We start from the raw sequence: 26,311 nt of genomic DNA on the forward strand, positions 1-26,311 counted from the left end.
TCAATCCTTCGGAGAGTGGTCCTCGGCCGGCTCGGGCACGGCGCTCTCCGGAGGCGCCGGGTCGTCCGGGAGGTCCTCGAACAGCCCAGGCGGAGGGGTAACGGTCACCCGCCCCGCAACGATGTCGACGACCGGGACGATCGCCTTGACGAACGGGACGAGGACCTCGCCCTCGCCGTCCGGGCCGCCGGGCGTCCGCACGATCAGGAGGTCCTGCGCGGGGAAGTGGTCGACACGGATCACGCGACCCACCACGACGCCGTCGCGCACCACGTCGAGCCCGACGAGCTGGTGGTCGTACCACGCGTCGTCCTCGGCCACGGCGGCATCGTCGTCCTCATCGATCCAGAGGATCGCCTTGACAAGACTCTCGGCGACGTCACGGTCGTCGACGCCCTCGAAGAACGCGACCGGATGGCTGTTCATCCAGCGGAACTCGCGCACCGTGAGCGGCTTGCCGTGCCAGGGGGATGCCTCGGGCACCTGCAGAGTGAAGGTCGCACCGGGGACGAACCTGCCGTCCGGATCATCGGTGAACAGCTCGAGCTTGAGCGCGCCCTTGAGACCGTGAGCCTTGACGAGTCGCCCGACACGCAATTGCGTGCGAGGCGTCTTGTCTCCCTGGACGGGTTCTTCCGATGTCACGACGTCAGTCATCGGCGACGTCGACGCGAACGCGTCGACCGTCGGCGAGTGCCGAGATGAGCGTGCGCAGTGCCTTGGCCGTGCGACCGCCGCGCCCGATGACGCGACCCCTGTCATCGGGGTGCACGCGCACCTCCAACACGTCGCCTCGCGGCGAGGAGGAGGAGCGGATGTTCACGTCGTCCGGGTGATCCACGATCCCCTTCACGACGTGCTCGAGCGCGGCGGCCAGCACGATGGCTACTCTGCGTCGGTCGCGTCAGCGCTGTCGGCGGCCGGAGCCTCTTCGACCTTCGCCGACGTCTTCTCGACCTTGGGCTGGAGCACCGACTTCTTGGCGGAGTCGACCTCGAACGGGGCCTTGGGCGCCCGCACCTTGACGGTCGAGACCGCGTTGGCGTCGCCCTTGAACTTGCCCCAGTCGCCCGTGAGCTTCAGCAGCGCGGCGACCTGCTCGGTCGGCTGCGCGCCCACCGACAGCCAGTACTGCGCGCGCTCGGAGTCGACCTCGATGAACGAGGGCTCCTCCGTGGGGTGATACTTGCCGATCTCTTCGATCACGCGACCGTCGCGCTTGGTGCGCGAGTCGGCAACGACGATGCGGTAGTACGGCGCACGGATCTTGCCGAGGCGCTTGAGACGGATCTTGACAGCCACAATTCTCCTGAATGGTGTGATGAGGAAGGAACCGATCGTCCGGGAGAGTGGGGTGCACACCCGGCGGAAGCTCTGAGGAGGACATTGGCGCTGGATAGAGGGTCGAGCACCACGTCCGACCCTCCATTCTTCCACATGACACAGGGTTTCTCGAACACCTCCGGATGAGGGTCTGATCGGACAGTGCGTGCCAGACTGAGCGGATGACGGTGCCGTTTGCGACATCCTCCCGCTCGTCCGTGGGCATCGAGTGGGAACTCATGCTTGCCGATGGCGACTCCGGTGACCTCGTCCCCCGGGGCCCCGAAGTGATCGATGCCCTCGCCGAGTCGACCGCGTTGGAGCGGTTCACCGTGACGGGCGAGCTGCTGACCAACACGGTCGAGGTGACCAGCGGAGTCGGTGACACCGTGGAGGCCGCCGTCGAGGACATCGCGGATGCGATCGCCGCCGTCCGCACCGTGACCAACCCCCTGGGCATACAGCTGCTCTGCGCAGGCAGCCATCCGTTCGCCCAGTGGTACAACCAGCAGGTGACGGACAAGTCCAGGTACCACACGCTCATCGAACGCACCCAGTGGTGGGGGCGCAACATGATGATCTGGGGCATCCACGTCCACGTGGGCGTCGAGGACGTCAACAAGGTCTTCCCGATCATCAACGCTCTTTCGGTGTACCTGCCCCACCTGCAGGCGCTGTCGGCGTCGAGCCCTTTCTGGGCGGGCGAGCGGACCGGGTACGCCTCCAACCGCTCCCTCGTCTTCCAGCAGCTGCCCACCGCAGGACTCCCCTGGCCCTTGCAGAACTGGTCGGAGTTCGAGGGCTATCTGGACGACATGGAGCGGACCGGGGTGATGGCCGACGCGAGCGAAGTGCGCTGGGACATCCGGCCCGCTCCTCGGTGGGGCACGATCGAAGTCCGTGCGTGCGACGGCATGTCGACGCTGCCCGAGCTGGCGGCAGTGGCCTCCCTCGTCCAGGTCCTCGTGGAGCACTTCTCACGCGAGCTGGATGCCGGGCGCGAGCTCGCGACGATTCAGCCGTGGTTCGTCCGGGAGAACAAGTGGCGGGCGGCACGGTACGGACTGGACGCGAGAGTGATCGTGGATCGCGACGGCACGGAAGTGGAGGTCACCCGCCACCTCCGCGAGCTCGTGGAACGGCTCGGCGACGTCGCCGTCGACCTCCGTTGCGCGCGCGAGTTCGCCGGTCTGGAGACCATACTGAGCCAGGGCGCGAGCTCCACCCGGCAGATGCTGGTCGCCGACGCCGCGGGCGGTGACCTGCACGAAGTCGTCCAACACCTCATCCGCGAGTTCCGCGCCGGACCCACGCTCCGCGATCACCTGGCCTCCCTCGGGCACTGATACGCCGAGTGCGCGCTTCGGGTGAACGCACCCGGAATCCGTTCAGCGAGTGTGCGTACCGTTGTGGGGTGTCCAAGACCCGTGCGCGCGCAGCAGTCGCCGTGCTGCTGCTGACGCTGCTGATGAGCAGCGGGTGCGCGGCCACCGTCCCGGCCTCCGAGGTCGGGCTCGATCCGTCTGCGACGCCGTTCCCCGCCGCACCCGTTCGCATGCCGAGCGCGGGCGAGACAGCCCCGGCATCTGTGCCGGCGCCCGTGATCGTGACGATCGGGGATTCGATCATGGCCGGCTATGGGCTCGACCCGGGCGAGGACTGGCCGACCCTGCTGGCCGATCGCACCGGAGTCCCTGTGACCAACCTCGCCTGCAGCGGCGCCGGCTTCATCGCGGACGGCGACTGCGGTTCCGACTTCGCGGGGCTCATCGACGCCGCGATCGCCGCCCACCCCACGATGGTCATTCTGCAGTCCTCCGACAACGACGACGGCCAGAGCGACGCCGACCTCGACAATGCGGCGATGACGACAGTGGTCGCGCTGCGCGCAGCGCTGCCGGACGCTCGCATCGTCGGCCTGAGCACACTGTGGAATCAGCCGTACGACGCGCCCGATGAGATCGTCTCCAGCACGATCGCGCTGCAGACCGCGGTGGATGCTGTCGGGGGCACCTTCGTCGACATCGGCCAGCCGCTGCAGAACGGACAGGACCTCATGCAGTTCGACGACGAGCACCCGACGGCCGCGGGCCAGCAGGTGCTTCTGGACGCCATCACGTCGGCCCTGGCCGGCGCGGGCATCTACGTCTAGCAGGTCACGGCGAGATCAGCCCTTGCCGAGGAGCTTCTGAAGCTCGGCGAGGTCGGCTTCGGTCGGCGCACCCTTGGCGCCCCCTCCGAGGCCGAAGCCCGAACCGGCAGGCGCGGTGGGAGCGGCCGCCGCGGCTCCTGCGGCCTCCGCCGCGCGTTTGGCGGGGTTGCCCGACCTCGAGATCGCCCGAGCCTTCGGCTGCTTCCCGCGCTTGGAGGACGCTCCGGGTCGGCCCGCTCCCGGAACCGGCCCCATCCCGGGGATGTTGGGCACGCCGCCGCGCGCGACGGTCTTCATCATCTTGGCAGCCTGGTCGAACCTGTTCACGAGTGCGTTGACGTCGGTCACCGTCATCCCCGAACCGCGCGCGATCCGCAGGCGGCGCGAGCCGTTCAGGATCTTCGGATTGCGACGCTCCCCGAGCGTCATCGACCGGATGATCGCCTCGGTGCGGTCGATCTCCTTCTCGTCGAAGTCGTCCAGCTGCTGCTTCATCTGCCCCATGCCCGGCAGCATGCCGAGCATCTTCTTCATGGAGCCCATCTTCTTCATCTGCTGCATCTGCTCGAGGAAGTCCTCGAGGGTGAAGCTGTCGGTCGCGATCTTCTCGGCGACCTTGAGGGCCTCGGCCTCGTCGAACGCGTTCTGCGCCTGCTCGATCAGCGTCAGGATGTCGCCGAGGTCGAGAATGCGGGAGGCCATGCGGTCGGGGTGGAACGGCTCGAGGTCATCGAGACCTTCACCCGTCGACGCGTAGATGATGGGACGCCCCGTCACGGATGCGACCGAGAGCGCCGCGCCTCCGCGCGAATCGCCGTCGAGCTTGGAGAGGACGACACCGGTGAAGTCCACGCCCTCCTGGAATGCTTTCGCGGTGTTGACAGCGTCCTGACCCGTGAGGGCATCGATCACGAACAGCACTTCGTCCGGATCGGTGGCCTTGCGGATGTCGGACGCCTGCTTCATCAGCTCGGCGTCCACACCGAGCCGGCCCGCGGTGTCGATGATGACGACGTCGTGCTGCTGGCGGCGGGCGACCTCGACACCGTCTCGCGCGACCTGGACGGGGTTGCCTACGCCGTTACCGGGCTGCGGCGCGTAGACCGCAGCACCGGCCTGAGCGGCGACGACCTGGAGCTGGTTGACCGCGTTGGGGCGCTGCAGGTCGGCCGCGACCAGAAGCGGGGTGTGCCCCTCCTTCTCGAGCAGCTTCGCGAGCTTGCCCGCGAAGGTCGTCTTTCCCGATCCCTGCAAGCCCGCCAGCATGATCACCGTCGGCGGGTTCTTCGCGAACTGCAGGCGGCGCTGCTGGCCACCGAGGATGGCGATGAGCTCTTCGTTCACGATCTGCACGACCTGCTGTGCAGGGTTCAGCGCCCGGTTGACCTCGTCACCGAGCGCGCGCTCGCGCACTTTCGCGGTGAACTCCTTGACGACGGGCAGGGCCACATCGGCATCGAGAAGTGCGCGCCGGATCTCGCGGACGGTTCCGTCGACGTCGGCCGGGGTGAGCTGACCCTTCTTGCGAAGGTTGCGGAAGGTCTCGGTGAGTCGGTCGGAAAGGGTGCCGAAAGTCGCCATGATCCGCCAAGTTTACGCGACGGGAGCGGTGATCAGGATGCGGCGGTCGGGAGGGTCGCCACGACGGCGAGGGCCCGATCCAGGACGCCGGAGAGAGCAGTGCGTCCCGGACCTTCGTGAGCCCATCGCTCCACAGCGGCCAGCACCGCGCCCGCGTACGCCGCGGCGAGGACCTCCGCGCGCAACGCGTCGTCGCCTCCGCGACGAAGGCGCGCAGCTACCGCGCTCGCGATCCGGGCGCGCCGCATCGCCGACTCGCGCTCCAGTTCGAGCTCGATCCCCATCGCAGTGGCGTTCGCGATCGCGAGCGCCAGGCTCTCCGGCTCGAGATCGTCGCCGATGGCGGCGATCCCGCTGCGCACGGCGGACGCAGCATCCGACCCGGTGTCCGCCTCGAGCTTCTCGATGAGCGCGGCGATCCGCTCATCGAACGCCGCCCACAGCACATCGCCCTTCGACGAGAAGTAGTTGAAGAAGCTCGAGCGGCTCACCCCTGCGCGTGAGGTGATGTCGGCCACGGACGTCGCCTCGTAGCCGCGTTCCAGAAAGAGCTCGCACGCGGCCTCGGCGAGCACTTCGCGCGACGACGCACGTGGTCTGCCGCTTCGCGTCACCGGGATCATCGCTCAAGGCTATTGTGCGGAGACCGCGTACACGAGGCGTATTGTTGGACGCGATCCAACAACGATGAGATGCGAGGAGCGGCTGTGCTCGAGATCCTGAACGCCGGACTGGCGCCGACGTACGTTCCGTATCACGAAGGCTGGGCGCTGCAACGCCGCGTGCATGCCGAGGTCGCCGCAGGTGAGCGTCCCGACACGCTGATCCTCCTCGAGCACGAGGCCGTCTACACCGCGGGCAAGCGCACGGAGCCCCAGGAGCGGCCGACCGACGGGACCCCCGTCATCGATGTGGACCGGGGCGGCAAGATCACCTGGCACGGCCCCGGCCAGCTCGTCGGGTATCCGATCGTGCGCCTGACCGAGCCCATGGACGTCGTCGCGCATGTGCGGCGCATCGAGAGGCTGCTGATCGACGCGCTCCGCGTGCACGGCGTCGAGGGGTACCAGGTCACCGGCCGCAGCGGCGTGTGGGTGCGGCGCCCGCTTTCGGAAGACAAGGTAGCCGCGATCGGCGTGCGCGTCGAGAAGGGCGTGACGATGCACGGCTTCGCCATCAACTGCGACAACTCACTCGCGGGCTTCCGGGGGATCATCCCGTGCGGGATCACCGATGCCGGGGTCACGACGGTCAGCGAAGTCGTCGGCGCCGACATTACCCCGTCCGACATCCTCGACACCGTCACCCGCACGTTCCAGCGCGAGTACGAAGGCGCCCTCGCGTGAGCGCGTCAGGACCGGACGGGCGAAAGCTCCTCCGCCTCGAGGTGCGCAACGCCGAGACCCCGATCGAGCGCAAGCCCGAGTGGATCAAGACCAAGGCCCGCATGGGGCCCGAGTACACGGCCCTTCAGCACCTCGTGAAGGACGAGGGGCTGCACACCGTCTGCCAGGAGGCGGGGTGCCCCAACATCTTCGAGTGCTGGGAAGACCGTGAGGCCACGTTCCTGATCGGCGGCTCGCAGTGCACCCGCCGCTGCGACTTCTGCCAGATCGACACCGGCAAGCCGGCCGACTACGACACCGACGAGCCTCGCCGCGTCGCCGAGAGCGTCCGCCAGATGCGGCTGCGATACGCCACGGTCACCGGCGTCGCCAGGGACGACCTCCCCGACGAGGGAGCGTGGCTGCACGCCGAGACGGTGCGTCGCATCCATGCGGAGAACCCCGGCACCGGTGTCGAGATCCTCGCCACTGATTTCTCCGGCAATCCCGCCCTGCTGAGCGAAGTCTTCGAGTCCCGCCCCGAAGTCTTCGCGCACAACGTCGAAACCGTCCCGCGGATCTTCAAGCGCATCCGTCCCGCGTTTCGTTACGAGCGGTCACTGGATGTCCTCACCCAGGCTCGCGACTTCGGGCTCATCACCAAGTCCAACCTCATCCTCGGAATGGGCGAGGAACCCGAAGAAGTGGTCCAGGCCCTCCAGGACCTGCACGACGCCGGCACCGACATCATCACCATCACCCAGTACTTGCGGCCCACTCCGCGCCACCTGCCCGTCGCCCGGTGGGTCAAGCCGCAGGAGTTCGTCGAGTTCAAGGACGAGGCCGAACGCATCGGCTTCCTCGGCGTCCTGGCGGGCCCGCTCGTCCGCTCGTCTTACCGCGCAGGTCGGCTGTGGGCGCAGTCGATGGTCTCGAAGGGCCGTGAGATCCCGCCCCACCTCTCTCACATCGCCGAAGCGGCGCAGCTCGGTTTCGCGCAGGCGGTGTGATCCGGCGAGGGATCGTGGAGGTCGACGGGCTCAGTCTGCGCTGGTGACCGACTGGACTTCGCCCTCCGAGCTCAAGTTCACCAGCAGCACATCGTCTGTGGCGTCCGGATCGAGTGCGTACTCGAGCACGGCGAACGGATCGGCACCGCCGTGCTCATCCGCGAGGATCGTCATGCTCATGAGCTGGAGCGAGCGGATGATGTCGATCGGCGTGTCTCCGGAGATGTCGACCAGCAGCTCCTCGATCGCATCTCCGAGCGCCTCCTGCTGCTGCAGGGTGTACTCGGTGACCTCGCTGGCGCGGTCATCGAGCTCCGAGACCATGGCGTTGCGCGCGGCGAGGTCGATCGCCTCGATCGATGAGACCATGGCGGCGGCGACGTCGAGTGCCGCCTGCGACACGTCGTCCTGGTCGGGAGCGGTCAGATCGACAGTGACGGTCTGGTCGCCGAACTCGACGTTCTCCGACCAGAAGATCGAGCCGTCCGGTCCGGACTCCAGAAGCCCGAAGAAGTCGTGTTCGATCGCCATGTCCCCATGAAACCAGCGAGACGCCCTCGACGGTAGTCCGAACGGGCGTGTCCGGGATTGTTTTCGCCGTATCGGCCGATCACTCCACCAGGGACGCGGCGAAGACGTGCGGTGTGAAGCCTGTCAGGTCGCCGATTCCCTCGCCCTGCCCGAGCAGCTTCACCGGTATCCCGGTCTTCTCCTGCACCGCCAGCACGAACCCGCCCTTGGCCGACCCGTCGAGCTTGGTCAGGACGAGTCCCGTGACGCCCGCGTGCTCGAGGAAGGCCTGCGCCTGCAGAACCCCGTTCTGCCCCGTCGTCGCGTCCAGCACGAGGAGAACCTCGCTGATCGGCGCCTGCTTCTCGATCACGCGGCGGATCTTGGAGAGCTCGTCCATCAGGCCGCCCTTGGTGTGCAGGCGCCCGGCGGTGTCGACGAGCACGATCTCAGTGCCCGTCTGCTTCGCGTACTCGATCGTCTGAAAGGCAACGGATGCCGGATCCTGGCCTTCCTGCTGAGGCCGGACGATCGCCGCTCCCCCGCGTTCTGCCCACGTCGCGAGCTGATCCACGGCGGCGGCGCGGAACGTGTCGGCCGCTCCGACGACGACCGAACGGCCGTAGCGCTGCAGGAACTTCGCGAATTTGCCGATCGTGGTCGTCTTTCCGACGCCATTCACCCCCACGACGAGCACGACGGCCGGCCGCTCCGTCAGGCGCAGCGTCGTGTCGAACTTCGCGAAGTGCTCCTCGAGGGTCTCGCGCAGCATCCGCTGCAGGTCCTTCGGGTCGGTCGTGCGGTACCGGTCGACCTTTTCGCGCAGTTCATCGACGATGCGCTCGGTGATGTCGGGGCCGAAGTCGGCGGTCAGCAGCGCAGTCTCGAGGTCGTCCCATGTGGTCTCGTCGATCGTCGGTTTCACGAACACGCCGCGCAGCGCGCGGCCCAGCGACCAGGAGCTCTCTGCCATGCCCTAGAGCTTACGAGGCCGGACTAGGAGGCGACGCGATCGCCGACGCGCTGACCGACGACCGCGGAGACGCCATCCTGTCGCATCGACACGCCATAGAGCGCGTCGGCGATCTCCATCGTGCGCTTCTGGTGCGTGATGACGATGAGCTGACTGCTCGCGCGCAGCTGTTCGAACACGCCGAGCAGGCGCCCGAGGTTCGCGTCGTCGAGGGCGGCTTCCACCTCGTCGAGGATGTAGAAAGGGCTGGGGCGCGCCTTGAAGATGGCGGTGAGCAATGCCACTGCCGCGAGCGAGCGTTCCCCGCCCGACAACAGCGACAGACGCTCGATCTTCTTTCCCACCGGCCGGACCATGACCTCGATGCCCGTCGTGAGCGGAGAGTCGGGATCGGTCAGCGAGATGCTGCCCGTGCCGCCCGGGAAGAGGATCGGGAAGACCTCGCCGAATGCGACGCGGGTGTCTTCGAACGCGGCGAGGAAGATCACCTGCATCCGCTCGTCGAGCTCCTCGATGATCGTCATCAGGTCTTTGCGTGTCTGAGTCAGGTCGGCGAGCTGCTCGGTGAGGAACTTGTGCCGCTGTTCGAGGGCGGAGAACTCCTCGAGTGCGAGCGGATTGACCCTGCCGAGCTGGGCGAGCTTCCGCTCGGCATCCTGCAGGCGGGTGCGCTGGACGGCCCGGTCGAAAGGCTCGCCTCCGTCTGCGTCTGGCCCGTATTCCGAAATGAGAATGTCTTCCTCGAGGCCCAGTTCCGACATCACCCGTTCGAGCAGACTCGACGCGTGAAGCCGCTTCTCGTGGATCTTCAGCTCGAGACCGTGCACCATCTCGGTGAGCCCCGAGAGCCTTTCGCGGACGGATGCCTCGCTCGTGCGCAGGTCGCCGAGCTCGGCCGTCACCGCGGTGCGCGCAGACTCCGCTGCGGCGAGTTCGACGCGGGCCTGGCTCACCGACCGGTCGACCGAATCCAGCAGGGCGGGGAGCTGGCCGGCGACGTCGGCAGCGACGTCGCGCTGCGCGCGCCTGATGACGGCGCGCCGGGCGGCCTCCTCCGCCGCCGACCGTTCGCGCTCACGCTGGCGCACGAGGCCCGCCACGCGCGCCTCACCGGCTCGCACGCGTTCCTTGAGCGTCTCGACGTCCAGACGTGCCCGCATCTCGGCGTCGCGCGCGGACTCCAGTGCGCTCAGCAGCCCGTCGCGGGCTGACGCGTCCAGGATCGGGCGGGGTGCCTCGACCGCGGCAGCGTATCGATCGTCGGCGACGCGCGCGGCGGACTCCGCCTCCTCGACTGCGGCTTCGGCCTGGCGCACGCCGGCCGCGAGCCGATCGCACTCCGCGACGGCGGCCTCGTGGCGGACGGTGGCGCGGTTCACATGCTCGGCGTGCGCGGCGAGCGCGGCGTCGTGCGCGCGCAACGTCTCGAGGGCGGTCTTGGTCCGGCGCCGTGCATGATCGAGCTCCTGCACGGCATCGACGAGCGCCTCGCGCAGGCTGTCGGCGATCACGGAGACCTCGCTGAGCCGCTCGGTCGCCGCATCCCGCTCGGCTGCGAGCTCGAGGCGCGAGCGCCCGCTCCCCGACCCGGCGCGGACCGTGTGCGCGGTGACGACCTCACCGGCGCGGGTGACGATCGTGACAGGATTCGAGTTCTCTCTCGCCGCGAGCATTCCCGCTGCGGCGGCCGCGGCATCCAGGTCGTCGGCGATGACCGTGCCGGCCAGAATGCCGAGAATCCCTTCCGGGGCGCGCACCACCTCGGCCGCCGCCACGATCCCCGGGATCGACGACACGGGGCGCGCCGTGTGCACGGCATCGGCGATCGCGATGTCGACCACGCCCAGGTCGTCGCCGCGCGCCGCGCGGGCCAGGTCGTAAGCCTCGTCGCGCGTACCGACGAGAACCCCCTCTGCCAGCGGCCCGAGGGCTGCCGCGATCGCGGCTTCGAACCCGGGGGTCACCTTGACCGCGTCGCCGATGAGTCCGCGGATTCCCCCGCCGCCCCGCGCGACCAGCTCCGCGGCAGCATTGCGGATATCAAGAGCACGTCCGAGAGCTCGCGTCTGAGCGGTGAGCGCCTCGACCTCGCGCTCGGCGGCATGCAGGCGCTCGCGCAGGGCGCCGACCTGCGTCTCCGCGTCGGCAGCCAGGCGCTGCGCCTGCTCGTATGCGCCGGCCTGCTCGGCCGAGCCGCCTTCGGGAACCAGGTCGGGCTCGACGCCGGCGAGCACCTGCTCGGCTTCGGCTCTGCGCGTCGTAGCCGCATCCAGCGCGGCGCGCTGCCGCTCGAGCCCGGCGCGCACAGCGGCGAGAGTCGATGCGGCCGCTTCCGCGCCGCCGCGCAGTGCGGTCAACCGCATGTCGTGCTCCGAGACGAGTGCGCTCTGCTCGGCGATGTCGACGTCGAGCGCATCGAGTTCGGCCCGTGCACGCACGACGTCGCGGCCGGCGGCGGCCGCGGCATCCTGCGCACCCCCGAGGCCGTCCGAGATCTCGTCGATCTCCGCGCGCGCCTCATCGATCGACGCCTGTGACACCGTCGGATGCTCGAGCGCCGTGTCATCGTCCGCGCCGAGCAGCGCGAGCCGCTGGCCGGTGAGCGAGTAGAGCGATCGAAGCCGCTCCTGGACGCGCTCGAGCGCGAAGGTCACGCCGCGTGCATCGTCGACGGCAGCGGACTGCTGGCTCGATTCGAGCTGCGCGATGCGTGCGCGCACGTTCTCGCTCTGGTCCTGCAGCACGAGTCGCTCCGTGTGGCGTTCCTGCTCGCTGCGGGCGTGGTCGGCGAGTTCGGCTCGCAGGCGGAGCAGCTCGTCCGCGAACAGCCTGGCCTTCGCGTCGCGGACGACCGCCGCGATCGTGGCCGCCTCTCTCGCGATCTCGGCTTGTCTCCCGAGAGGTTTGAGCTGGCGCCGCAACTCACCGGCGAGGTCGTTCAGGCGCGTGAGGTTGGCCTCCATCGCGTCGAGCTTGCGGAGTGTCTTCTCCTTGCGCCTGCGGTGCTTGAGGATGCCGGCGGCCTCCTCGATGAACCCGCGCCGGTCTTCCGGCGAGGCCTGGAGGACACTGTCGAGCCGGCCCTGGCCGACGATCACGTGCATCTCGCGGCCGAGACCGGAATCACTCAGGAGCTCCTGCACGTCCAGCAGGCGGCAGGTCGACCCGTTGATCGCGTACTCGCTCGCACCGTTGCGGAAGAGCGTGCGGCTGATCGTCACTTCGGAGTACTCGATCGGGAGGACGCCGTCGTGGTTGTCGATCGTCAGCTGCACCTCGGCACGACCGAGGGGTCCGCGCGTGGCCGTTCCTGCGAAGATGACGTCTTCCATCTTGCCGCCGCGCAGCGTCTTGGCGCCCTGCTCGCCCATCACCCAGGCGAGTGCATCGACGACGTTCGACTTGCCCGAACCGTTCGGACCGACGATCGCGGTCACACCCTGCTCGAAGGCGAAAGTCGTCGACTGGGCGAACGACTTGAACCCTTTGAGCGTCACGCTCTTCAGGTGCATGAACGCGCCCTTTCCGGCCGATGGATTGCGCGTTCACGCTACCGGACATCGGGCCCCAGGCCCGGCAGGCGGGCCGATGCCGCCCCGCGGCAGCATTCCGGCGACACCAACGGACACGCCCGAGAGTCCACGAATTCTGTGAATCAGCTTGACGCGTCCACGTCGACCGCGCTAACGTCTTCCTTCGCGTACGAAGTCGAAAGGAGGTCACCATCATGATGCTCATGAACCACGCCGCCAGCTCTGCAGCCACCATCTCCGGTATTGCTGCGATCGCTGCGCCATTCAGCCGCACTCCGTTCGGAGGAGTCGCCCGTGGGGTGACCCCCGCCTTCCGCGCAGCCGCAGCCGCGTAGTCGCTCCGTACCCTGCGAGGACTCCGCCATCCGGCGTGACCTCGAGGGTCTCCCCGGTCCGCGTCGGGCTCGTCAGCCCTCAGCGCGCTCCCGTCCTTTGCGCTCTCTGCGCTCGGACCCTGGCCTTCGGGCCCACTCGACGACATCCACTCGAAAGAATCCTCATGAACGATCTTCTGGGTTCCGTCCGGTCACCCGGCCTGGAACGGCACCGGCTCCTGTCCCACCCGCCGCATCTCGGCCCGCGTCCGTCGCTGAGCGATCGCCTGGCGATGCGGATCGGCCTCTGGCTGCTCCTGCGCGGCGAACGACGGCTCCGCCTCGGCACCGATCACACCGAGCACGCTCGCCTGTTCGCGAACGAGCGGGCACGGGAAGTCCGCGAACGCGCATTCACCGGCGACCACCTGCTGAGGCAGCTTCGCGCGTGACGTCCGTCGACCCGGGCTCGCTCCTGCGGGCCCGGGTCACCCCCGACCTCTAATGAACAACATCGACCGACATCGAAGGATCCACCATGTACGCTCCACCCACCGGCCTTGAGTTCCGGCAGATCGCCATCCCGACCTCGATCGAATCGCCCGACGCCGCGGACTTCATCGAGATGGTGCGGGTCCGAAACCTCGTCTATCTGGAGATGAACGGTCACGACGACGAGCGGATCGCTCCCGAGGAGCTCCTGCCCGCCATGCAGCGGACCGACTATGAGATCCGCCTCGTGTGGCTCGCCGTGCAGGACGGCGAGACCATCGGGCGCGTCGGTGTCGACATTCCCCTCGAAGAGGATTCGAAGGTGGTCTTCTGGCGGATCGAGCTGCTCCGCTCGTCGTGGGGCCGGGGTGTCGGCACGGCCGGTCACGCCCTCGTGGAGCGCGTCGCTCGCGAGCACGGCCGGACGGTTCTGCAGTCGTGGACCTCCCACCCCGATGCGCCGGGACCACGATTGTCGCCACCGACGGGATTCGGCAGCATTCCCGACGACCACGCCGCCCGCTTCTACCGGCGGCACGGCTACTCTCTGGAACAGGTCGAGCGCAACAGCGCCCTCGATATCCATGAGGCGTTGCCACGGCTGAGGGACCTCCATGCCGAGGCGCTCGCCGCGTCGGGAGACTATCGGATCGTGCAGTGGTTCCTGCCCACTCCCCCGGAGTTCGTCGCCGGCTATGGCTGGATGAAGTCGCGCATGATCACCGACGCGCCCGCCGCGGCGATGGAGTTCGACGAAGAGGAGTGGGACGCCGCTCGCCTGCGCCGCCACGAGGCGATCTACCTGGATGCCGGTCGTCCGATGCAGGTGACGGCCGCCCAGCACATCGCCACCGGCGAGCTGTGCGCCTTCAACGAGCTGGTGATCGGCAGCGACCTGACCGAGGCGACTCATCAGGAAGACACGCTGGTGCTCGCGGAACACCGGGGGCACAGGCTCGGGCTGCTCGTCAAGTGCGCAGCCCTGCTGGCCTGGCGCGACTTCGCCCCGGATTCGCCGCGCGTGCTCACCTACAACGCAGAGGAGAACCGGCCCATGCTCGACATCAACGAGGCGATGGGGTTCGTTCCGATCGCCTACGGAGGCGCGTGGAAGAAGGTCCTCGATGCGTGAGCACGATGCCACCCGAGAGGTCGAGATCGTTCCCGTGCAGATCCCCCGGGATCCGCACGGGAACGACGCCGCGGACTTCCGCAGCGTCATCCGGCTCGGCAACCTGATGTGTCGACATGATGCCGGCCACGACCACCTCGACCAAGAGCCGCAACAGGAGCTGCCCACGTGGCTCGACCAGACCGATACGACGCGGATGGCCTACCTCGCCCGGCGCCACGGCGTGGACATCGGCGCGGTGACCCTCACCATCCCCAACGAGGTGGGCACGACCACGGCCGAGTTCGATCTCTGCGTGCACCCCGACCACTGGAACGAGGGCGCCGAGCAGGCGCTGCTGCACCGCGTGGAGCAGATCGCGAAAGACCGCTCGCGCGACATCATCCAGACCTGGACGCTTCATCGCCCCGGAGCGGGAGGCCCGCGCCTCACGCCTCCGACCGGTTTCGGTTCGATTCCCGCCCACGATCGCCAGACGCTGTTCATGATCGAGGAGGGCTTCACGTTCGAGCAGACCGAGCGCAACAGCACGTTCGACCTGCGGGGGCCGTTCGATCTGGTCGAGCGCCTGCATCGTGAGGCGCTCGACGCGGCCGGCGGTGACTATCGCCTTGTGATGTGGACCGCTCCGACGCCGGCCGAGCATGCCGAGGGCTTCGCCTACGCGATCTCGCGCATGGCGACCGATGTGCCCAGCGGCGGGATGGTCTTCGACGAGGAGACGTGGGATGCCGCCCGCGTCGAGCGCCGGGATGCTCGCCTCCTCGCCGGCGGCCACACCGTGTCGGTCGCCTGCGTCCAGCACACGCCGAGCGGTCGGATCGTGGCCTTCAACGAGCTCGTGATCGGCGCCGACCACACTCGATCCACGCATCAGTACGGCACCCTGGTGCTGAAGGAGCATCGCGGTCACCGTCTCGGGACGATCGTCAAGACGGCCAACCTCCTGCGTTGGCGCGAGCTGGTGCCCGAATCGCCGCGCGTCTCGACGTTCAACGCCGAAGAGAACCGTCCCATGCTCGACATCAACGAGGCCATCGGGTTCACCGCCGCCTCATACGCGGCCGCGTGGAAGAAGGTGCTCGCGTGACCGGCGGAGCTGATCAGACGGATGCCGCGGGCCGCGGCATCCGTTGACAGCGCGGGCAATAGTGGCTCGACCTGTTCATGAACGACGCGCGGACGATCGGCCGGCCGCAACGGTCGCACGGCTGGCCGGTACGCCCGTAGGCGTGGAGGGAATGCGCGAAGTATCCCGCCTGCCCGTTCACGTTGACGTACTGGGCGTCGAAGCTCGTCCCGCCCTCGGCCAATGCCTTCTCGAGGACTGCACGCACCTCGGCGAGAAGCCGGTGCGCCGTGCGGGTGGACAGGTCGCGCGCGAGTGTCTCTGGATGCACCCGTGCGGCCCACAGCGCTTCGTCGGCGTAGATGTTCCCCACACCGCTGATCGCCGTCTGGTCCAGCAGCACCCGCTTGATCGCCGACGTCTTGCGCGCCAGCGCGGCCCGGAACAGACCGTCGTCGAAGGCGGGGTCGAGGGGGTCGCGGGCGATGTGCGCGACCTGCGTGGGGACGGTCGCCTCGGCGGTTCCTCTCCCGCCCGGTGCGCCATCCGCAGTCGGAATGAGCCGGTCGATCGCGAGTGAGCCGAAAGTCCGCTGATCGGCGAACACGAGCGCCAGTTCTCCGTGACGGGGATGCTCCAGGTCCAGGCGTACGCGTTCGTGGCGCTGGGCGGGGGCTCCTGCTTCACGCAGCAGCATCTGACCGCTCATTCCCAGGTGGGCGATGACGGCTTCGCCCTCGCCGGCGGATCGGGTCGCCAGCGGGAGCCAGAGGAACTTTCCGCGGCGGGCGGCACCGACGAAGGATCGTCCGGCCAGAGCGGCCTCGAAGTGGGAGGCACCACCGGAGTGCCGGGTCAGCGCACGCTCGTCGACCGCGCTCACACCCGTGATGATCGCACCCGTCACCGCCGGCTCGAGGCCCGCACGAACAACCTCGACCTCAGGGAGCTCAGGCACGGTCTGCGAGCTCGTGCCACGCCCGCAGGGCCGCCGCCATCTCGGCGTGCTTCTTGCTCGTGCCCGTGCCGTTCATCGACACATCGCCGACCGTCACCGTCGCGATGAACGTGCGGTCGTGATCCGGGCCGGAAGACTCGACGCCGTACGACGGCGGCGCGAACCCCCGGCGGGCGGCGAGTTCCTGAAGACTCGTCTTGGGATCCATCGCGGCGCCGTAGCGCTCCGGATCGGCCAGGAGGGGCTCGACGAGACGGAGGACGAGGGACGTCGCGGCGTCCGGACCGGCGGAGAGGAACGTGGCCCCGATGATCGCTTCCATCGTGTCGGCGAGGATCGAGTCCTTGTCGCGGCCACCGGTCTGGTTCTCGCCGCGGCCGAGCAGAATGTAGGCGCCGAGTCCGATGCGTCTCGCGACCTCTGCCAGAGCGACCGTCGAGACGACGCTCGCGCGACGCTTGGCGAGCTCGCCCTCGTCGAGGTCCGGATGTCCGGTGAACAGACGCACCGTGACCGCTTGCCCGAGAACGGAATCGCCGAGGAACTCGAGCCGCTCATTATGCGGCATCTGACCGTGCTCGTACGCGAAGGATCGATGGGTGAGGGCAAGCGACAGAAGCTCGGGATCGATGATGACCCCGAGCTTGTCGGTGAGCGTATGCCGCTCGAGTGTGACGTCAGTCAAGATTCGCCGGAAGGCGATCAGACGTCGGCGACCTTGCGGCCCTTGTACTCGAGAAACAGCTCGGTGCCCTGCGAGTCGGTGACGACCTTCGCCTGGTGCGGACGGCTGTAGACCGTCTTGCCGTTCTCGACCGTGGCGGTCAGCGTGATGGGCGCCGCCTTCCACTGCGCGCGACGGGACCGGGTGTTCGAGCGGGAGACCTTCCGCTTCGGGGGGTTACCTGCCATGGCTTGCTCTCTTCTGTGCTGTCTTCGTTGTGTACGGCGGCGATCAGGCGCTACGCGCGGCGCGGCGCTTCGTCGTCGTGGTCTGGGGTGTATTCCTGGAGCGCGGCCCAGCGTGGATCGGAGGGCGTGCGCTGCTGTTCGCCGGGGGTGTCGGCCAGCCGCTCACCCGTGATCGCGTCGAGACCGGGGCAATCCGGCTGGCACACCGGCTGAAACGGGAGCGACAGAACGATCGCGTCCCTGACGAGAGTTTCAAGATCCACGTGGTCGTCTTGAACCTCGAAGTCAGTTGCTTCTTCTCCAGGATACGCGAAAAGCTCCTGAAACTCGACTTGGAGGGGCTCGGCGATGTCGGTGAGGCAGCGTCCGCAGATGCCGGTGTACTCGGTTTCGACGCTGCCGGAGATCAAAATGCCCTCGTGCACCGACTCGGCACGCACGTCGAGCTCGAGGGGCTCACCCCCGGCGACGGCGACGAGCCCCTCTCCCCACTTCTCCGGGGCAGGCGTGTCGATCGTGAACTCGCGCATCTCTCCCGCGCGGTGGACGATGTCGCGCACTTGAAGGGCGAACGGTCCGGGGCGATGTCTTCTCACAGGGGTCCATCGTACCGGCGCGTGGAGACGAGGGCGCCGTACCGCTCGGGCTTCACGCGCGCTGGGCACCCGTGTCGAGGAAACGCGCGACGGCGGGCGGCACGAACGGCGACACATCGCCGCCCAGAGCGGAGACCTGGCGGACGAGAGAGCTCGAGACGAGGGCGTGCGCGGGGTCGGGCAGAAGGAAGACAGTCTCCACGTGCGCGAGATGGCGGTTGACGATCGCCATCGGGGTCTCGTAGGCGACGTCGACCTGCGAGCGGATGCCTTTCACGAGGACGCCGGCCCCGACATCGGTCGCGTAATCCACCAGAAGTCCCATGCTCCATGCGGCGATGACCACGTCGCCTTCGATGTCACTCTCGGCGATCGACCGCTCCAGGAGCGTGAGTCGCTGAGCGATCGGGAGCATGGCTTCTTTACCGGGGTTGTGCACGACGAGCACGTGCAGCTGGTCGTAGAGCGACGCCGCGCGACGGATCACGTCGAGGTGACCCAGGGTCGGCGGATCGAACGACCCGGGGACGACGGCGATCCGGCTGCTCATGCGACAAGCCTATCGAGGGGATGCCGCTAGTTCTTCGCGAGCGCCGCGCGCTCCTGCATCCCCACGCGCCGTTCGATCGTCGCGGCCAGACCCGGATGCCGCAGGAGCGCGGGATCGTCGATGAGCACGCGCTCCGCCTCGGCGCGCGCCTCGGCGATCAGGTCGGCGTCCTTCACCACCCGCAGCAGGCGGAGGGAGGACCGCGCACCCGACTGTGCTCCGCCGAGGACATCGCCCTCCCCGCGCAGCTCGAGATCGACCTCTGCCAGAGCGAACCCGTCGGTCGTCGCGGCGACCGCGTCCACTCGCGCACGGGCCGGCGTGCCGATCGGTGCTTCGGTCACGAGCAGGCAGAGCCCAGGAACACCGCCTCGCCCCACGCGGCCGCGCAGCTGGTGCAGCTGCGAGACACCGAACCGATCGGCTTCGAGGATCGCCATGGTCGAGGCATTCGGCACATCGACACCGACCTCGACGACGGTGGTCGCCACGAGTACATCGAGTTCACCCCGAGCGAATCGCTGCATGACGGCATCCTTCTCGTCCGACGGCATCTTGCCGTGCAGGATCGCGACGCGTACGTTCTCGAACGCGGGATGCCGTGACAGCAGGTCGGCCGCCTGCACGACGCCCCACCGGATCCGCGCCGCCTCGCCCTCCACGACCTCGACGGGTTCGTCGGCCGTGTCGTCTTTCGTGGACGCCTCCGCATCGATCGCCGGGCAGACCACGAACGCCTGGCGCCCGAGGGCGACCTCCTCGGCGATGCGGTCCCACACCCGCCCGAACCACGCCGGTCGCTCGGCGAGCGGCGTGACGAACGTCTGGATGCCGGCACGGCCCGCGGGCAGCGTGCGGATCGTGGAGACGTCGAGATCGCCGAACACCGTCATGGCCACGGTGCGCGGGATCGGCGTCGCGGTGAGCACGAGGGCGTGCGGAGACAGCCCCTTGGCCCGCAGCGTCTCGCGCTGATCCACGCCGAACCGGTGCTGCTCGTCGACGACGACGAGCCCCAGCTCGGCGAACGTCGTCGTCTCGCTGAGCAGGGCATGCGTCCCGATGACGATCAGTGCCTGACCGGAGGCCACGCGCAGCGCCGCCTTGCGACGCTCCGCCGCGGTCATCTGACCGGTGAGGAGGGTCGGCATGAGCTCGGGGGCGAGCTCGGGCCCGAGCATCCGCGCGATGGAGCGCACGTGCTGACCGGCCAGCACTTCGGTGGGCGCGATGAGTGCGGACTGCCCCCCGCTCTCGGCGACCTGCAGCATGGCGCGCAGAGCGACGAGAGTCTTTCCCGATCCCACCTCGCCCTGCACGAGCCGGTTCATCGGCCAGTCGCCGACGAGATCGACCGCGATCTGATCGCCGACCGCGACCTGATCGGCGGTGCGCGCGAACGGGAGAAGCGCGTCGAAGCGCTCGAGCAGGCCGCGGGGAGAAGCAGGGCGTGCGGTCGCCGAGAGCGCGCGGACGAACTGCCGTTGCTGGAGGAGCGCCGCCTGCAGCACGAAGGCCTCGTGCATGCGCAGCGTCGCCCTCGCCTGCTCGATCTGGCTCTCGAAGTCGGGTCTGTGGATGCGCAGGAGCGCGGTGCGCGCGTCGAGGAGCTCATGCGCCTCGCGGAAGGGCTCGGGAAGCGGGTCTTCGACCGCACCGAGCCCGTCGAGGACGAGGGCTGCGATCTTCTGGAACTGCCAGCTCGCGATCGTGCTGGTGGCCGGATAGATCGGGATCGGGAGGTTCGCATACGCTTCGGCCGTCAGACGCGCCTCGGCTTCGTCGTCGAACAGCTCGTAATCGGGATGGGCGAGCTGCTTCGCACCGCGGTACTCACCCACCTTCCCCGAGAAGATGCCACGACGACCGGCGTGCAGATCCTTGATGCGCCACGACTGGTTGAAGAAGGTGAGCGAGAGCTCGCCCTGGCCGTCGCTGATCACGACCTCGAGGAGGGACCCCTTGCGGTTCTGCATGCGGCGCTCGTTCGCGCGTCGGATCTCGGCGACGATCGTGACCGGTTCGCCGAGTGGGAGCGACGAGATCGGAGTGAGCTCACCCCGGCGTGCGTAGCGGCGCGGATAGTGGGCGAGCAGATCGCCCACCGTCTTCATCCCGAAGGCGCGCTGCAGAGCGGTCGCCGTCTTCCCGCCGACGGCGCCGTCGAGCCGCGAATCGAGCGTGAACGACATGTCCCGAGTCTAGGCAGGGGCGGCGACGTGCCGCTGGGCACTCCATCGCGGCATCGCATATTGTGGCGGCATGATCCGACGCTTCGTGTCGCGCCTGTACTGGGCGTGCAGCCGCTGGACCCTCGCCCCCCAACTCGCACCCACCCGGCCGACGGTCTTCCTGGGGGCACCGCACACCTCCAACTGGGACTTCGTCTTCATGCTGGCCGTCGCCTGGCGACGCGGCGTGCGAATGCGCTGGCTCGGCAAGGCCAGCCTGTTCCGCGGCTGGCGCGGCCCGCTCATGCGCGCCATCGGCGGCATCCCCGTCGATCGCGCGGATGCATCGCGCGTCGTCGGCGACGTGGTCGAACGCATCCGCAGAGGCGAGGTCTTCGGGCTCGTGATCACCCCCGAGGGTACGCGCGGGGGTGCCGAGTACTGGAAGTCGGGGTTCTATCGCATCGCCCGCGAGACGGGTCTCGGCGTGACCCTCTGCTTCGTCGATCGCACCACGATGACCACGGGGCTGGGGCCGACGATCGATCTCACGGGCGATGTTCGGGCCGACATGGACCGCATCAGGGCCTTCTACGCCGACAAGGCGGGCTTCCGCCCCGAACTGCGCATCGAGCCGCGGCTGCGCGACGAGCGCACGGCCGACGAAGACACGGCCTCGGCGCCCGCATGATCTCGTGACGCGCATCATCGCCGGACGCGCCGGCTCCGTCACCCTCGAGGTCCCCGACGCGGGAACCCGCCCCACGAGCGACCGCGTCAGGGAATCGCTGTTCGGCGCGCTCGAATCGATCGACGCTCTCCGCGGCGCCGAGGTGCTCGATCTCTACGCAGGATCGGGGGCGCTCGCGCTCGAGGCGATGAGCCGGGGCGCGGCATCCGCGGATCTCGTGGAGAAGACGCCCAAGGCCGCGGCGGCCGCAGAGCGCAACGCCGCTCGCGTCGCGAAATCGCTCGGATCCGCCGCCGGCCCGATGAGAGTGCACCGGGCGAGCGTCGAGCTGTTCCTGCGCGCCGCCCGCGGCCCCTACAGCCTGGTCTTCATCGACCCGCCTTACGATCTTGCGGAATCCGAGCTCACGGGCGCCCTCATCGCTCTGGGCCCCTCGCTGCACGCGGACGCCATCGTGATCGTCGAGCGCGCGCGCCGCTCCCCCGCGCCGGACTGGAACGCGGCAGACCTGCACGCCCTCCGCGACCGCCGCTACGGCGACACCACGCTGTGGTGGGGTCAGCCCCGTCCGGTGTCCCAGTCGCGATAAGGATCCCAGCCGCCCCGCCCCTGGAAGGGGTCACCGTCGACGAGCAGGGGCGCGTGCGTGCGATCGTGCACGGATCCGATACGCGTGAACCCTTCAGGCAGCTCCCCACCCGCGGGAAACGTCGCCAGAAGCGCGTGGTCCTCGCCGCCGGACAGCGCGCGCGCGGCGTCGGGCCCGAGACACCGCACATCGATGTCGATCGTGACCCCCGAGGCATCCGCCATACGCGTGGCATCCAGAGCGAGTCCGTCCGAGACGTCCATCATCGCCGTGGCTCCGCGCTCAGATGCGAGGGGCCCCATTCCGATGGGCGGTCGCGGCCGCAGCTGGCGCGTCACCGCGGTGGCGTCGCCCGTCTCCACGAGACGCTCGGCGAAAGCCTCGCTGGTGAGCGCGTTCGGTGTCCCGTCGGAGTCGGCGAACCGCGTGAACAGCAGCTCGAGACCGCGGGCCGCCACTCCCATTTCACCCGCGATGGCCACCACATCGCCCGGATGCGCTCCGGAACGCAGCACCGGCTCGCGTCCGTCGAGAACGCCGAGTGCGGTCACGGCGACGGTCAGCGTGTCGGAGACGGTCAGATCGCCGCCCTCGACCACGCAACCGGGCGCGAGCTCATCGCACGCGGCACGGAGCCCATCGGCCAGGCCCGCGACGAAGGAGATGCGGGTGTCGTCCGGCATCGCCAGGGCCACCAGGAGCGCCGTGGGCCGGGCGCCCATCGCCGCGACATCGGCGAGATTGACCGCCGCGGCCTTCCAGCCGATGTCGAACGCGCTCGACCACGCGAGACGGAAGTCGGGTCCGTGCACGAGGGTGTCGGTCGTCGCGACCACCCGCCCGTCCGGCACGGCGAGCACCGCTGCGTCGTCACCGGGGCCGACGACCGCCGCCGACGGCCCGACACGGTCGAGGATGCGGCGCAGGATCGTTCCCTCGCTGAGCTCGCCCACGGTGGGGTCATCACGCGATGTCATCCTGAAAACGTACCGGCTCTTCGTCCGCGCCCCGCGATCCCCCGGGTTAGCCTGGAGGTGTGCTCCGCCCCCGCCGCCTCTCCGCCGTCGCCGGAGCCGCCGCCGTCGGCCTCGCACTCATGGCCGCGCTCTCCGGGTGCACGTCAGCCGTCTCGCTCCAGCCCGCCGCCGCAGCCAACGACCCCGCGTGCGCAGACATCACCGTGCACCTTCCGGCGTCGGTCAGCGGCCAGGATCGCCGCTGGACCGATGCGCAGGCGACGGGCGCGTGGGGAGACCCCGCCTCGGTCATCCTCACGTGCGGCATCACACCCCCCGGCCCCACCACCCTGCCCTGCACGCCGGTCGCGGGTGTGGACTGGATCATCGACGACACGGATGCTCCGCGGTACCGGGTGACCACGTTCGGCCGTGTTCCGGCCGTCCAGATCTACCTGGACAACGACGTCGTCAGCAGTGCCGACGTCCTCGACACGCTCTCGCGCATCGTGGCGACGCTCCCCACCGACGGATCGGCGTGCACCGATACCGCCAGCGCTACCGCATCTGCGACCCCTTAGCCCGCAACGCGCTCCAGCGCGGTATCGATGAGCTCCGAGATCAGGTCGGAGTACGACAGCCCGGACGCGATCCAGCACTTCGGGAACATGGAGATCGGCGTGAATCCCGGCATCGTGTTCAGCTCGTTGACGACGGGCCCACTGTCGGTCACGAAGAAGTCGACCCGCGCCAGCCCACGCCCGTCCACGGCGGCGAAGGCGCGCAGCGCCATCGCCTGGACCGCGTCGCGCTCTTGATCGCTCAGGTCGGCGGGGCAGACCACCTCGACCCCGTCGCCGCCGAGGTACTTGCCCTCGAAGTCGTAGAACTCGCGCGTCGTGAGGACGATCTCACCGGGAAGGGATGCTCGCGACCCGGCCCCGTCGCGCCCCTCGAGCACGCCCACCTCGATCTCCCGGCCCGTGAGCCCCTCTTCCACGAGCACCTTGTCGTCCTCGGCGAACGCCACCTCCAGTGCCGCGGCGAGCTCATCGGTCCCATGCACCTTCGACACCCCGACGCTCGAGCCCGCCCTGGCGGGCTTGACGAACCACGGCAGCGCGAGATGGGCGGCGCGGGCGGCGACAGCATCCGCATCTCCGCGCCATTCGGACTGCCGCACCGTGATCCAGGGGGCGACGGGGACCCCCGCGTGCTGAAGGGCCACCTTCATGAAGTGCTTGTCCATGCACAGCGCGGAATCGAGCACGCCACCGCCCGCGTACGGCAGCTCGATCGTGTCGAAGAAGCCCTGAATGGTGCCGTCCTCGCCGTGCGGTCCGTGCAGGATCGGCAGCACGACATCGACGCTGCCAAGGTCGTCGATCGTTCCGTCGGTGCGCCGAACGGCGAAACCGTGCGCCCCCGCCGCCTCCGGCCACACGATGCGCGTGCCGTTGTCAAGGACGGCGGGCATCGCGGAAGGATCGAGCGCGAACTTGTCCGGATCGTCGTCTTCGAGCACGAACGCGCCGTCCCGCGTGATCCCGACCGGGATCACGCGGTAGCGATCACGATTGATCGCGCGGAGCACGCCTCCCGCCGTTGCGGAACTGATCGAGTGTTCGCTGGAGCGACCTCCAAAGAGCACCACCACCGCCGGCTTGTCCATTCTGCGTCCTCTCGCCTTGCGGCTCGTCGTCGTCGGTCGTGAGGTGGGGCGCGATCTCGCGCGGATCCATCGTGCCGTCGAGCACCCGTTTGACCTGCTCGACGATCGGCATCGCAACCCCCGCCTCGCGCGCGAGCTGGAGGATCGGCGCCACCGACGCCAGACCCTCCGCGGTCTGATTCATCTGCTTGACGACATCGGCCAGGCTGAGACCCTGACCCAGCAGGCGCCCCGCGGTGTTGTTGCGGCTCAACGGCGACTGGCAGGTCGCGATCAGATCGCCCAGGCCGGCGAGGCCCTGCAACGTCTCCGGCTCGGCACCCTGCGCGACCGCGAAATCGGTCATCTCGACGAGACCCCGTGTGATGATCGACGCCTTCGTGTTCTCGCCGTAGCCGACGCCGTCGACGATCCCGATCGCCACGGCGATGAGGTTCTTGAGCACCCCGCCGAACTCGGTGCCGATCACGTCGGTGTTGACGAACGTGCGGAAGTAGCGGTTGCGAGCGCGCCGGGCGACCGCCTCGGCGGTCTCCTGGCTCGTCGAGGAGATCACCGCCGCGGTGGGCTGCTCCCGCGCGATCTCCAGCGCGAGGTTGGGCCCCGAGGCCACCGCGATCCGCATCGGGTCGCACGCGAGCTCCTGCTCGATGACCTGGCTCATCCGCAGCCCGGTGCGTCTCTCGACACCCTTCATGAGCGAAACGATCGGCACGTCGCTCATCGAGACGAGAGCGCGCACCGCCTTGAGGTTCTCACGGACGGCCTGGCTCGGGATGGAGAGGTAGATCTGCTCGGCACCCTCGAGGGCTTCGGACAGGTGGTGGCTCGCGCTCATCGTGCGTGGGAGATTGACACCGGGCAGGTAGCCGCTGTTGCGCTTGGCCTCGTTGATCTCGGTCGCGAGCTCGGGCCGGCGCGCCCACATCGTCACGTGGGCCCCGCCATCGGCGAGCACCTTGCCGAAGGTCGTGCCCCAACTGCCCGCACCGACGACGGCGACCCGGGGCAGGGCGGCATCCTGCTTACGGCTCAAGGCGGCCCGTTTCCTTCTGCCCGTGCGACGCAGGATTCCACCGCTCGGCGGGAGCCTTCTCGTTCCGGAGGTCTTCGAGGAGCACGGTGATGGCCGACATGAGCCGATCCGTGGCCTCGGCGAGTGCCGCGGGCTGGGTGTGGCGTCCGACGAGGTCGGAGATGTCGACGGGTGCGCCCACCGCCACGGTCACGAGCTTGCGCGGCGGCCAGAGGCTGATCTTCTTCCCGTAGCGCGCCATGATCTCCTGCGCACCCCAGTGGGCCATCGGGATGAGCGGGATGCCGGACTCCAGCGCGAGCCGCACGGCGCCGGTCTTGCCGCGCATCGGCCACATCCCGGGCTCGCGGGTCAGCGTTCCCTCGGGGTAGACGATCACACCGCGCCCGTGCTCGACGAGAGCCTCGGATGCCGCAATGGTCTGGCGCGCCGATGCGCTGGAGCTCGATCGCGCGACGGGAACCATCCCCGTGGCACGCAGCGCGGCGCCGAGCACCGGGACCTTGAAAAGGCTCTCTTTGGCCATGAAACGAGGCGGGCGGCCCAGACGCCAGACGGCGACGGCGACCACGATCGGGTCTATCTCGGTGTAGTGGTTCGGCGCCAGGATGTACGCGCCGTTGCGCGGAAGAGAATCACCCTTCCGGATCCGGACCTTCGCGAGCAGGCCGAACAACGGCACGACGATGGTCGCCAGCATCCAGAACACGAACGGCCGCGGCTCACGCGCGTCTGACCCGGTGGAGGGCGAAGTCTCTGCCACGCG

General features: G+C 68.8%; 29 protein-coding genes. 11 read left to right on the forward strand and 18 right to left on the reverse strand.

Going from position 1 to position 26,311, the window contains the following annotated elements:
- Genes rimM through rpsP form a run of 3 tightly spaced genes read right to left on the reverse strand, consistent with a single transcriptional unit; the run spans position 1 to position 1,302 of the window.
- Entirely contained in the window at positions 1-657 is a 657-nt protein-coding gene (rimM, locus tag F6B43_RS03800; protein WP_150447545.1) for a ribosome maturation factor RimM, read from the reverse strand.
- On the reverse strand, positions 650-880 hold the full coding sequence (locus tag F6B43_RS03805; protein WP_150447546.1) for an RNA-binding protein: 231 nt from the start codon (positions 878-880) through the stop codon (positions 650-652). Before F6B43_RS03805 ends, rimM begins: the two co-directional genes overlap by 8 nt.
- A 5-nt stretch (positions 881-885) precedes the next feature.
- The gene (gene rpsP / locus F6B43_RS03810; protein WP_150447547.1) at positions 886-1,302 is read right to left on the reverse strand and encodes a 30S ribosomal protein S16; all 417 of its coding nucleotides are present in this window, start codon (positions 1,300-1,302) and stop codon (positions 886-888) included.
- Positions 1,303-1,505: 203 nt separating this feature from the next.
- Between rpsP and F6B43_RS03815 the strand changes: the two genes are divergently transcribed.
- Positions 1,506-2,669, forward strand: a complete 1,164-nt coding sequence (locus F6B43_RS03815; RefSeq protein ID WP_150447548.1) for a glutamate--cysteine ligase — start codon at positions 1,506-1,508, stop codon at positions 2,667-2,669.
- A 68-nt stretch (positions 2,670-2,737) separates the two neighbouring features.
- Complete coding sequence (locus F6B43_RS03820; RefSeq protein WP_150447549.1) at positions 2,738-3,475, forward strand: SGNH/GDSL hydrolase family protein; 738 nt, start codon at positions 2,738-2,740, stop codon at positions 3,473-3,475.
- 15 nt (positions 3,476-3,490) lie between these two features.
- Here F6B43_RS03820 and ffh read toward each other — a convergent pair whose 3' ends face one another.
- Both ffh and F6B43_RS03830 read right to left on the reverse strand, forming a co-directional pair.
- Positions 3,491-5,056, reverse strand: coding sequence for a signal recognition particle protein (gene ffh / locus F6B43_RS03825; protein ID WP_150447550.1), 1,566 nt, complete (start codon positions 5,054-5,056; stop codon positions 3,491-3,493).
- 32 nt (positions 5,057-5,088) lie between these two features.
- Entirely contained in the window at positions 5,089-5,679 is a 591-nt protein-coding gene (locus tag F6B43_RS03830; RefSeq protein ID WP_150447551.1) for a TetR/AcrR family transcriptional regulator, read from the reverse strand.
- A gap of 84 nt (positions 5,680-5,763) precedes the next feature.
- Here F6B43_RS03830 and lipB point away from each other — a divergent pair, with 84 nt between their 5' ends.
- Positions 5,764-6,402: a lipoyl(octanoyl) transferase LipB gene (lipB, locus tag F6B43_RS03835; protein WP_150447552.1), complete on the forward strand. Its 639-nt coding sequence runs from the start codon at positions 5,764-5,766 to the stop codon at positions 6,400-6,402.
- A complete protein-coding gene (gene lipA / locus F6B43_RS03840) occupies positions 6,399-7,391 on the forward strand; it encodes a lipoyl synthase (protein WP_150447553.1) in 993 nt (330 codons plus the stop codon). Before lipB ends, lipA begins: the two co-directional genes overlap by 4 nt.
- Positions 7,392-7,421: 30 nt before the next feature.
- Here lipA and F6B43_RS03845 read toward each other — a convergent pair whose 3' ends face one another.
- The 3 genes from F6B43_RS03845 to smc all read right to left on the reverse strand — a co-directional run bounded on the left by F6B43_RS03845 (position 7,422) and on the right by smc (position 12,386).
- Positions 7,422-7,922, reverse strand: a complete 501-nt coding sequence (locus tag F6B43_RS03845) for a DUF2004 domain-containing protein (RefSeq protein ID WP_150447554.1) — start codon at positions 7,920-7,922, stop codon at positions 7,422-7,424.
- Positions 7,923-8,001: 79 nt separating this feature from the next.
- A complete protein-coding gene (gene ftsY, locus F6B43_RS03850) occupies positions 8,002-8,874 on the reverse strand; it encodes a signal recognition particle-docking protein FtsY (RefSeq protein WP_150447555.1) in 873 nt (290 codons plus the stop codon).
- Between the two features lie 23 nt (positions 8,875-8,897).
- Positions 8,898-12,386: a chromosome segregation protein SMC gene (smc, locus tag F6B43_RS03855; RefSeq protein WP_150447556.1), complete on the reverse strand. Its 3,489-nt coding sequence runs from the start codon at positions 12,384-12,386 to the stop codon at positions 8,898-8,900.
- 215 nt (positions 12,387-12,601) lie between these two features.
- Between smc and F6B43_RS19520 the strand changes: the two genes are divergently transcribed.
- From F6B43_RS19520 to F6B43_RS03870, 4 genes are all read left to right on the forward strand, one after another.
- A complete protein-coding gene (locus F6B43_RS19520; protein ID WP_170285550.1) occupies positions 12,602-12,742 on the forward strand; it encodes a hypothetical protein in 141 nt (46 codons plus the stop codon).
- A 164-nt stretch (positions 12,743-12,906) separates the two neighbouring features.
- A complete protein-coding gene (locus F6B43_RS03860) occupies positions 12,907-13,173 on the forward strand; it encodes a hypothetical protein (protein WP_150447557.1) in 267 nt (88 codons plus the stop codon).
- A gap of 86 nt (positions 13,174-13,259) precedes the next feature.
- Positions 13,260-14,345, forward strand: coding sequence for a GNAT family N-acetyltransferase (locus F6B43_RS03865; RefSeq protein ID WP_150447558.1), 1,086 nt, complete (start codon positions 13,260-13,262; stop codon positions 14,343-14,345).
- Complete coding sequence (locus tag F6B43_RS03870) at positions 14,338-15,435, forward strand: GNAT family N-acetyltransferase (RefSeq protein ID WP_150447559.1); 1,098 nt, start codon at positions 14,338-14,340, stop codon at positions 15,433-15,435. The genes F6B43_RS03865 and F6B43_RS03870 overlap by 8 nt, the downstream gene beginning before the upstream one ends.
- Positions 15,436-15,448: 13 nt before the next feature.
- Here F6B43_RS03870 and mutM read toward each other — a convergent pair whose 3' ends face one another.
- From mutM to F6B43_RS03900, 6 genes are all read right to left on the reverse strand, one after another.
- Positions 15,449-16,372 (reverse strand): bifunctional DNA-formamidopyrimidine glycosylase/DNA-(apurinic or apyrimidinic site) lyase, encoded by a 924-nt coding sequence (gene mutM / locus F6B43_RS03875; protein ID WP_150447560.1) that lies wholly within the window; start codon positions 16,370-16,372, stop codon positions 15,449-15,451.
- Positions 16,365-17,057, reverse strand: a complete 693-nt coding sequence (rnc, locus tag F6B43_RS03880) for a ribonuclease III (protein WP_150447561.1) — start codon at positions 17,055-17,057, stop codon at positions 16,365-16,367. Before rnc ends, mutM begins: the two co-directional genes overlap by 8 nt.
- Before the next feature lie 17 nt (positions 17,058-17,074).
- Complete coding sequence (gene rpmF, locus F6B43_RS03885) at positions 17,075-17,284, reverse strand: 50S ribosomal protein L32 (RefSeq protein WP_150447562.1); 210 nt, start codon at positions 17,282-17,284, stop codon at positions 17,075-17,077.
- Between the two features lie 50 nt (positions 17,285-17,334).
- The gene (locus F6B43_RS03890; RefSeq protein WP_150448413.1) at positions 17,335-17,814 is read right to left on the reverse strand and encodes a YceD family protein; all 480 of its coding nucleotides are present in this window, start codon (positions 17,812-17,814) and stop codon (positions 17,335-17,337) included.
- A 118-nt stretch (positions 17,815-17,932) separates the two neighbouring features.
- Positions 17,933-18,430, reverse strand: coding sequence for a pantetheine-phosphate adenylyltransferase (gene coaD, locus F6B43_RS03895; protein ID WP_150447563.1), 498 nt, complete (start codon positions 18,428-18,430; stop codon positions 17,933-17,935).
- A gap of 26 nt (positions 18,431-18,456) precedes the next feature.
- The gene (locus F6B43_RS03900; RefSeq protein WP_150447564.1) at positions 18,457-20,622 is read right to left on the reverse strand and encodes an ATP-dependent DNA helicase RecG; all 2,166 of its coding nucleotides are present in this window, start codon (positions 20,620-20,622) and stop codon (positions 18,457-18,459) included.
- A 70-nt stretch (positions 20,623-20,692) separates the two neighbouring features.
- On the opposite strand from F6B43_RS03900, the gene F6B43_RS03905 reads away from it, so the two are divergent.
- Together F6B43_RS03905 and F6B43_RS03910 are read left to right on the forward strand one after the other, a co-directional pair.
- Entirely contained in the window at positions 20,693-21,292 is a 600-nt protein-coding gene (locus F6B43_RS03905; RefSeq protein WP_170285551.1) for a 1-acyl-sn-glycerol-3-phosphate acyltransferase, read from the forward strand.
- A gap of 4 nt (positions 21,293-21,296) precedes the next feature.
- On the forward strand, positions 21,297-21,881 hold the full coding sequence (locus F6B43_RS03910; protein ID WP_170285516.1) for an RsmD family RNA methyltransferase: 585 nt from the start codon (positions 21,297-21,299) through the stop codon (positions 21,879-21,881).
- On the opposite strand, the gene thiL is transcribed toward F6B43_RS03910, so the two are convergent.
- Positions 21,851-22,858, reverse strand: coding sequence for a thiamine-phosphate kinase (thiL, locus tag F6B43_RS03915; RefSeq protein WP_150447566.1), 1,008 nt, complete (start codon positions 22,856-22,858; stop codon positions 21,851-21,853). The genes F6B43_RS03910 and thiL overlap by 31 nt on opposite strands.
- A gap of 59 nt (positions 22,859-22,917) precedes the next feature.
- Between thiL and F6B43_RS03920 the strand changes: the two genes are divergently transcribed.
- Positions 22,918-23,418 carry a DUF3515 family protein gene (locus F6B43_RS03920; protein WP_246159782.1) on the forward strand — a complete coding sequence of 167 codons (501 nt, stop codon included), beginning with the start codon at positions 22,918-22,920 and terminating at the stop codon, positions 23,416-23,418.
- On the opposite strand, the gene F6B43_RS03925 is transcribed toward F6B43_RS03920, so the two are convergent.
- The 3 genes from F6B43_RS03925 to F6B43_RS03935 are packed head-to-tail and all read right to left on the reverse strand — an operon-like array spanning position 23,415 to position 26,308.
- Positions 23,415-24,509: a D-alanine--D-alanine ligase family protein gene (locus tag F6B43_RS03925; protein ID WP_150447567.1), complete on the reverse strand. Its 1,095-nt coding sequence runs from the start codon at positions 24,507-24,509 to the stop codon at positions 23,415-23,417. The genes F6B43_RS03920 and F6B43_RS03925 overlap by 4 nt on opposite strands.
- On the reverse strand, positions 24,409-25,545 hold the full coding sequence (locus F6B43_RS03930) for an NAD(P)H-dependent glycerol-3-phosphate dehydrogenase (RefSeq protein WP_150447568.1): 1,137 nt from the start codon (positions 25,543-25,545) through the stop codon (positions 24,409-24,411). The genes F6B43_RS03925 and F6B43_RS03930 overlap by 101 nt, the downstream gene beginning before the upstream one ends.
- Positions 25,535-26,308, reverse strand: a complete 774-nt coding sequence (locus F6B43_RS03935; RefSeq protein WP_425486797.1) for a lysophospholipid acyltransferase family protein — start codon at positions 26,306-26,308, stop codon at positions 25,535-25,537. Before F6B43_RS03935 ends, F6B43_RS03930 begins: the two co-directional genes overlap by 11 nt.
- Between the last annotated feature and the right edge of the window lie 3 nt (positions 26,309-26,311).

The sequence above is a fragment of the Microbacterium rhizomatis genome (assembly GCF_008710745.1).
Taxonomy (GTDB): domain Bacteria; phylum Actinomycetota; class Actinomycetes; order Actinomycetales; family Microbacteriaceae; genus Microbacterium; species Microbacterium rhizomatis.